Genomic DNA, 6,900 nt, shown 5'->3' on the forward strand with positions numbered 1-6,900 from the left:
CCGCCAGCTTGCCCATCATCGCTCTCACCCCGCCCCCGCCCCTAGCCAAACGCCATCCGCGGTAGCCACAGCACCACGTCGGGCAGGAACAACAGCGCCACGATCAGCACGACGATCGTCGCGACGAACGGGATGGATTCCACCGTGTACTCCTCGATGCGCACGTTCATCAGCGAGCACACTGCGTACATCGCCACGCCGACCGGCGGCGTCATGCCGCCGAGCGTGACGATGCTCATCATCAGGATGCCGAAATGCACCGGGTCGATCCCCACCTGGGTGACCACCGGTACGAAGATCGGCGTCAGCAGCAGCACCAGCACCGTGCTCTCGATGAACAGGCCGGCGACGAGCAGGAAGCCCAGCACCGCGAGCACGATGAGGCGCGGGTCGCTGATCCCCGCCAGCATCCACGACGAGATGCCCTGCGGCACCTGCAGGTAGATGATGGCGAAGCCGACCATGCCGCTCATCAGGATGATGATCATGATCAGCCCGATATCCGAGATCGCGTGCGAAAAGGCCCGCTTGAGCCGCTTGAACGTCATGTCGCGGTGGAAGACGAAACCGACGAAGACGGCGTAGACCACGGCGAAGGCGCCCACTTCCGAGGGAGTGAACAGCCCGCCGCGGATGGTCAGCACCAGCGCCACCGGGAAGAACAGTGCCCACTTGGCATCCCACGCCGCACGGCCCAGCGCCGCCAGCGTCGGCCGCTCGCTGTCGGCCACGACGTAGCCGCGCTTGCGGGCGATCAGGTAGGTGGTGAGCATCAGCCCGGCCATCATCAGCAGGCCGGGGACGATGCCGGCCAGGAACAGCTGGCCGATCGAGACATTGCCGACATAGCCGTAGAGGATGAGCCCGATGGAGGGCGGAATGGTCGCCGTGATCAGCGAGCCGACGGCGATGGCGGCGGCCGAGAAGCCCTTGCCGTAGCCCTTTGCCACCATGGTCGGGCCGAGGATGCGGGCCTCCATGGCGGCATCGGCGACGGCAGAGCCGGAAACCCCGCCCATCAGCGTCGCCAGCACGATGGCCACCTGGGCCAGCCCACCGGCCATCCAGCCCACCGCCACGTAGGAGAACTTGAACAGCCGTTCGGTGATGCCGCTCTCGTTCATGAGGTGGCCGGCAAAGACGAAGAACGGCACCGCCAGCAGCGGGAAGCTCTGGCTCATGGTGGCGATCTTCTGCACGGCGATCGACATCGGTATGCCGCCGTCGGTCGCGAAGAAGACGAAGCCCGAGATGCCGATGGCGAACGCCACCGGCGCCCCGACCAGCATCAACACGAAGAACAGGATGGTGATGAGGGCCATGGCTCAGAGCTCGCTCACGCTCGAGTACTCGGTTTCCGAGCGCGTATAGACGAGCGTCTCGCCGTCGCTTCGGCGGCGCCAGGCGCCCACGGCATTCCACACCAGCGCGATGCCCAGCATGACGCAGCCGGCCGGGACGGCCATGGTGACCCAGGCATAGGACAACCCGCTGTCGCCGAATTGGCGCTGCGAATTCTGCAGCGCCAGCCGCGTCCCCTCGACCGCGAGCAGCCCGAGAAAGGCGAGCACGACAGCGGAGACGGCGAATTCGAGCGCCAGCCGCCATTTGTGCGGCACCCAGCGGATGGCGAGGTCGATGGCGATGTGGCCCTTGCTGCGCATGGCGCGGGCGGCGCCGAAGAAGCACACCCAGATGAACAGCAACTGCGCCATGTCCACCGACCAGATCAGCGGGTGGCCGAAAAAGCGCATGATCGCGGCCGTGAACACCAGGATCACGATGACGGCCAGCAGGCCGGCGGCGACGAGGAACTCGAGCTGGGCGAGGCGGCGAAGCATGGAGGCACTCCCTCGGCAAGGGGCGGCATGGGTGCTTCGGGCACCCATGCCCGGGTGAGGGAGAGGTTATTGGCCCGCGGCGATCGCCTGCAACTGGTCGCGCAATTCGCCGTACCCCAGTTTCACGTAGACGGCGGCCGTTGCCTCCTTGAACGGAGTCACGTCGATATCCGTGACCGTTACCCCCGCGGCCTTGAGGTCGGCCTCGATCTGGGCCAGCGAGTCCTGGGTGCCGTAGGAGGCGACGTCGCCGGCCTTGAGCGCCTCGTCGCGCAGGACCTTCTGCAGGTCCTCGGGCAGGCCGTCAAACCACTGGGCGCTCGTCACCAACCCGGTGATGAGGCTGATATGGCCGGTCTTGGTCACGTGCGTCGTCACCTCCTGCAGCTTGGAGCCCCAGGCCGCCGGATACTGCACCTCGGCGGCATCGATGACGTTCTGCTGCAGCGCCGAATACACCTCGGCATAGGGCATCGGCGTCGGCGTCGCGCCCATCGCGGCGACCGTCTCCATCCACACCGGCGCGCCCGGGGTGCGCATGCGGACGCCGGCGAGGTCGGCCGGGGTCGTGACCGGCTTCTTGGTGAACAGCTGGCGCTCGCCCTGCCACCAGTTGAAGCTGAGGATCTGGTGGCCCGACGTGTCGTGCAGCTTCTGGACCCACTCCTCGAACAGCGGCGAGGTCACCACCTTGCGAATGCCGTCATAGCCGGAAGCGAGATAGGGTGCGCCGAGCACGCCGAACTCGTTGACGAATGGGGCGAGGCGGCCGCCGTCCACGACGACCGCCACCGGTGCGCCGGCGCGCGCCTGCTCGAGCACGTCCTCGTCCGGGCCGAGCTGGGAATTGGGGAACAGCTTGACTTCTATGCGGCCACCGCTGGCGCTGGCGACGCCAGCGACGAAGCTTTCGAGCCCCTTGTACAGCGGGTCGCTGGTGGCGAGCGCGGTATTGACGCTCAGCGTGTAATCGGCTGCAAGTGCCGGCAGGCCCGCGCCGAACAGCGCGGCAGCGGCCAACAGGGGTGTCAGCGACGTGAATTTCATGGCAATCCTCCCATCCTCGGCGCCCATCGTGCCGATTGCCATCAGCACTAGTATGGTAGTATCCTTGGTGTCAAGATGACGACCGAAGTCCTGCCGCTGACCCTCGACGACGACCCTGCGCGCGCCCGCCAGGGCACGATCGGCTATCGCGTCTTCGACGCTATCCGCCAGGCCATCGTGCAATTGCAGCTGCGGCCCGGCAACCTCTTGTCCGAGGCCGACGTGGCCCGCCAGCTCGGCGTCTCCCGCCAGCCGGTGCGCGAGGCCTTCATCAAGCTCGCCGATGTCGGGCTGGTGGAAGTGCGGCCGCAGCGCGGCACCTTCGTCAAGCTGATCTCCATCCGCGAGGTGCAGAACGCCCGCTTCGTGCGCGAGGCCATCGAGATCGCCATCGTCCGCAAGGCCGCGCTCGAGGCGTCGCGCGGCAAGATCGCCGAACTCGATCGCATCCTCGCCGAACAGCGCGAAGCTTCCGAGCGCGGCGACCACGTCGCCTTCCTGCGCCTCGACGAGGCTTTCCACCAGGCCGTCGCGCACAGCGCCGACTGCGACCATGCCTGGCGCGTGCTCGAGGGGCTGAAGGCGCAGATGGACCGGGTGCGCTACCTGTCCATGCCCAACGCCACCCCGATCGACACGCTGATCGGCCAGCACGCGGCCATCGTCGACGCGCTGGGCCGGCACGCCCCCGACGACGCCGAGGCGGCCATGCGGCTGCACCTGAGCGAAATCCTCACCTCCCTGCCCCGGCTGGCGCAGGCCCATCGCGAGCTGTTCACCGACTGAGCCGGCTAGCCGTTCGCCAGCGCGATCAGGATGTCGGCATGGCACGGCGTGCCGGGCCGGCACCAGCAGGCGAGGTTGTGCCCGCCCAGTTCGGCGCGGATGCTCTCGCGGCTCGGCGGCTCTCCCGGCGCCAGCGCCGGATCGAGCGTCCCCCTGAGCCACTGTCCGCACAGTTCCACCGCCTTGGCCTGCGCCGCCGCCTTGTCGAGGCCGTAGCGGCGCGCCGTCTCCTCGATGGTGAACGGGTTGCCCCACCGGCCCGGCCGCGCGATCGGCTTTGCCGGCAGGCCGTTGAGGCCCCGCGACGCCGCCTGCAGGTCGAAACCGGCCCGGCGCGACAGCTGCATTCTCTGCGGTGTGCTCATCCGGCCTCCCGTTTCGCTTCCGGCCAGCATAGACTAGCCTCATCCGCGGGGGCACCGCCAGCGGCAACGGCGGCCCGACAGCCGGGCCGCGGGGTGCCGACAATCCCCCTGCACGGGAGGCGCGCATGGTCGAAACGATTGCAGTCGGGCTGATCGGATGCGGGTTCTTCGCGCAGAACCACCTCAACGCCTGGAAGGACCTGGCGCCGGAGGGCGTCACCCTCGCCGCCGTCTGCGACATCGACGCGGACAAGGCGCGGGCGGCCGGCGAGACCTTCGGGGCCCGCTGGTACACGGACGCCGCTGCCATGCTGGAGCAGGAACGGCTCGACCTCGTCGACATCGCCACGCAGATGCGCACGCACGCCGCACTGGTCGAGCTCACCATGCGCCACCGCGTCCCCACCATCGTGCAGAAGCCGTTCGGCGCCAACCTCGCCGAAGTCCGCCGCATGGTCGAGGCCTCGCGGCAGGCCGGCGTGTTTCTCGCCGTGCACGAGAATTTCCGTTTCCAGCAGCCGATGCGCAAGATCGTCGAAATCCTGCGCTCCGGCGCCATCGGCACCCCCAACTGGGCCCGCATCAGCTTCCGCACCGGCTACGACGTCTATTCCGGCCAGCCCTATCTGCGCCGGGAGGAGCGCTTCGTGCTCATCGACCTCGGCGTGCACGTGCTCGACCTCGCCCGGTTCTTCCTCGGCGAGGTCGAGCACGTCTCCTCCGAACTGCAGTACCGCAATCCCGCCGTCCGCGGCGAGGACACCGCCACCATGCTGCTGCGCCACGAGTCCGGCGCCGTCTCCGTCGTCGAATGCACCTACGCCGCGCACCGGCGTCCCGACTCCTTCCCCGAAACGCTGGTCGAGATCGAGGGCGACAGGGGCGCCATCGTCACCCGCATCGGCTCGCGGATCGAAGTGACGAGCGACGGGGTCATGCAGGTCGTCGACGCCGAACCGCCGCTCCTCTCCTGGACCGAGCGCCCCTGGCACGTGACCCAGCACAGCGTGCTCACCACCTGCCGCCATATGGTCGAGGCGCTGCGCGCCGGCCGCCCGGCCGATACCTCGGCCGAGGACAACCTCAGGACCTTCGCCCTCGTCGAAGCCGCCTACGGCCTCGAAGGCAAGGAACGCCCGGAAGCATAGCCGCCTCTCCTGCCCTGGTTGTTGCGGGCGCGGAACGCCCGCACCCCCGCTCCGCTGCCCGCAGTCGGGACTCCCTTCCCCTCGCGGGGAGGGAGAGTCGAGCAGGAATTGGCTTGCCAACTCCGTCGCGAGACCGGGTGGGGGGCTGAGGCCTGGCACGGGCCCTGCGACGAGAGGCATTTCAGTGGTGCCACAGATGCCGCGACTCGATCGCCCTCTCCCCTCGTGGGAGAGGGTGCCCTCCGGTGGGTGTGACGCGATCGTGCCCCCAAGGCCGGCAGCGGGCACCCGTCACCCGCCGGACCCGGCAGCAGCGCATACACCCTCCCCCTTGCGGGCGGGTGCCCCCTCCCCAACCCTCCCCACAAGGGGGAGGGTGTCCCCCGGTGCGCGTGGCGCGATGGTGCCCCCACGGCCGGCAGCGGCCACCTTCACCCGCCGAAGCCAGCCGCAACGCTTCCCTGCACCCGCCGGAGCCAGCCGCGACGCCCTCTTCACCCTCCCCCGCGTCAGCGCGGGGAGGGTCGGGGAGGGGGTGGTGCCGCGGGCCGGGTGCCGCAGTCGGCACCGTCCCTGCTTGCCAGGGAAGGGGGGAACGAGGGGCCCGGTGGTTGGGGCCGGATCGTGCGGTCGCGACTGTTCTCCCGCGCTCCGGGCGGGTGTGCCCCCTCCCCAACCCTCCCCACAAGGGGGAGGGTGTCCCCCGGTGCGCTTGGCGCGATGGTGCCACCAAAGCCGGCAGCGGTCACCTTCACGCGCCGGAGCCAGCCGCAACGCTCGCCTCACCCGCCGGAACCGGCCGCGACGCCCTCTTCACCCTCCCCCGCGAAGCGCGGGGAGGGTCGGGGAGGGGGTGGTGCCCCGGGGACACGGGTGCCGCAGCCGCACTCTCCCCCCTGCCAGGGGACGGGTGACCGCCCGGGCCCGGTGGTTGGGGCCGGATCGTGCGGTCGCGACTGTTCTCCGGCGCGGCGGGCGGCTGCGCCCCCTCCCCAACCCTCCCCACCAGGGGGAGGGTGTCCCCCGGTGCGCTTGGCGCCATGGTGCCACCAGGGCCGGCAGCGCCCACTTTACCAGCCGGAACCAGCCGCAACGCTCGCCTCACCCGCTGGAACCGGCCGCGACGCACTCTTCACCCTCCCCCGCGTTAGCGTGGGGAGGGTCGGGGAGGGGGTGGTGCAGCGGGGCACGGGTGCTGCCGTCGCACTCTCCCCCCTGCCAGGGGACGGCGGGACCTGCGGTTGGGGCCCGGATCGTGCGGTCGCGACTGTTCTCCCCTTGCGGGCGGGCGCCCCCTCCCCAACCCTCCCCACAAGGGGGAGGGTGTCCCCTGGTGCGCTTGGCGCGATGGTGCCACCAGGCCGGCACCATCACCAGCCAAAGCCAGCCGCAACGCTCGCCTCACCAGCCAAAGCCAGCCGCACGCTTCCCTTACCCGCTGGAACCGGCCGCGACGCTTCCCTGCACCAGCCGAAACCAGCCGCGACGCACTCTTCACCCTCCCCCGCGAAGCGTGGGGAGGGTCGGGGAGGGGGTGGTGCCGCGGGGCACGGGTGCTGCCGTCGCAGCGCGCCGGAAAAAGTAATCCCCGTCCCCTGCACCGGCCCTATGCTCCTCCCCAGCGGCGCCCCGAAGCGAGATCATGACGAGTGGTTGGGGCGCCGCCGGCCGGGCAGGCCGGGAGTCGTCCCGGCCAGGCCGGTCCGTGACGGG

Annotated in this window: 6 protein-coding genes; 2 read left to right on the forward strand and 4 right to left on the reverse strand. The window is 69.9% G+C overall.

Going from position 1 to position 6,900, the window contains the following annotated elements:
* Nucleotides 1–41: 41 nt before the first annotated feature.
* The 3 genes from VGD93_RS04225 to VGD93_RS04235 all read right to left on the reverse strand — a co-directional run bounded on the left by VGD93_RS04225 (nt 42) and on the right by VGD93_RS04235 (nt 2,888).
* Nucleotides 42–1,322: a TRAP transporter large permease gene (locus VGD93_RS04225; protein WP_395009502.1), complete on the reverse strand. Its 1,281-nt coding sequence runs from the start codon at nt 1,320–1,322 to the stop codon at nt 42–44.
* A gap of 3 nt (nt 1,323–1,325) precedes the next feature.
* The gene (locus VGD93_RS04230; RefSeq protein WP_395009504.1) at nt 1,326–1,841 is read right to left on the reverse strand and encodes a TRAP transporter small permease; all 516 of its coding nucleotides are present in this window, start codon (nt 1,839–1,841) and stop codon (nt 1,326–1,328) included.
* Between the two features lie 66 nt (nt 1,842–1,907).
* Complete coding sequence (locus tag VGD93_RS04235) at nt 1,908–2,888, reverse strand: C4-dicarboxylate TRAP transporter substrate-binding protein (protein ID WP_395009506.1); 981 nt, start codon at nt 2,886–2,888, stop codon at nt 1,908–1,910.
* Between the two features lie 75 nt (nt 2,889–2,963).
* Here VGD93_RS04235 and VGD93_RS04240 point away from each other — a divergent pair, with 75 nt between their 5' ends.
* Nucleotides 2,964–3,674 carry a GntR family transcriptional regulator gene (locus tag VGD93_RS04240; protein ID WP_395009508.1) on the forward strand — a complete coding sequence of 237 codons (711 nt, stop codon included), beginning with the start codon at nt 2,964–2,966 and terminating at the stop codon, nt 3,672–3,674.
* Between the two features lie 5 nt (nt 3,675–3,679).
* On the opposite strand, the gene VGD93_RS04245 is transcribed toward VGD93_RS04240, so the two are convergent.
* Nucleotides 3,680–4,039 (reverse strand): DUF4326 domain-containing protein, encoded by a 360-nt coding sequence (locus VGD93_RS04245; RefSeq protein ID WP_395009510.1) that lies wholly within the window; start codon nt 4,037–4,039, stop codon nt 3,680–3,682.
* A gap of 125 nt (nt 4,040–4,164) precedes the next feature.
* On the opposite strand from VGD93_RS04245, the gene VGD93_RS04250 reads away from it, so the two are divergent.
* On the forward strand, nt 4,165–5,187 hold the full coding sequence (locus VGD93_RS04250) for a Gfo/Idh/MocA family protein (protein WP_395009512.1): 1,023 nt from the start codon (nt 4,165–4,167) through the stop codon (nt 5,185–5,187).
* Nucleotides 5,188–6,900: the final 1,713 nt, after the last annotated feature.

It is taken from the genome of Devosia sp., from assembly GCF_036406155.1.
Classification (GTDB): Bacteria; Pseudomonadota; Alphaproteobacteria; order Rhizobiales; family Devosiaceae; genus Devosia_A.

Excerpts from the sequence above, each read along its gene's own strand:
- VGD93_RS04250 (WP_395009512.1), top strand. The coding sequence starts at position 4,165 with ATGGTCGAAACGATTGCAGTCGGGCTGATCGGATGCGGGTTCTTCGCG.
- VGD93_RS04230 (WP_395009504.1), bottom strand. The coding sequence starts at position 1,841 with ATGCTTCGCCGCCTCGCCCAGCTCGAGTTCCTCGTCGCCGCCGGCCTG.
- VGD93_RS04225 (WP_395009502.1), bottom strand. The coding sequence starts at position 1,322 with ATGGCCCTCATCACCATCCTGTTCTTCGTGTTGATGCTGGTCGGGGCG.
- VGD93_RS04235 (WP_395009506.1), bottom strand. The coding sequence starts at position 2,888 with ATGAAATTCACGTCGCTGACACCCCTGTTGGCCGCTGCCGCGCTGTTC.
- VGD93_RS04240 (WP_395009508.1), top strand. The coding sequence starts at position 2,964 with ATGACGACCGAAGTCCTGCCGCTGACCCTCGACGACGACCCTGCGCGC.
- VGD93_RS04245 (WP_395009510.1), bottom strand. The coding sequence starts at position 4,039 with ATGAGCACACCGCAGAGAATGCAGCTGTCGCGCCGGGCCGGTTTCGAC.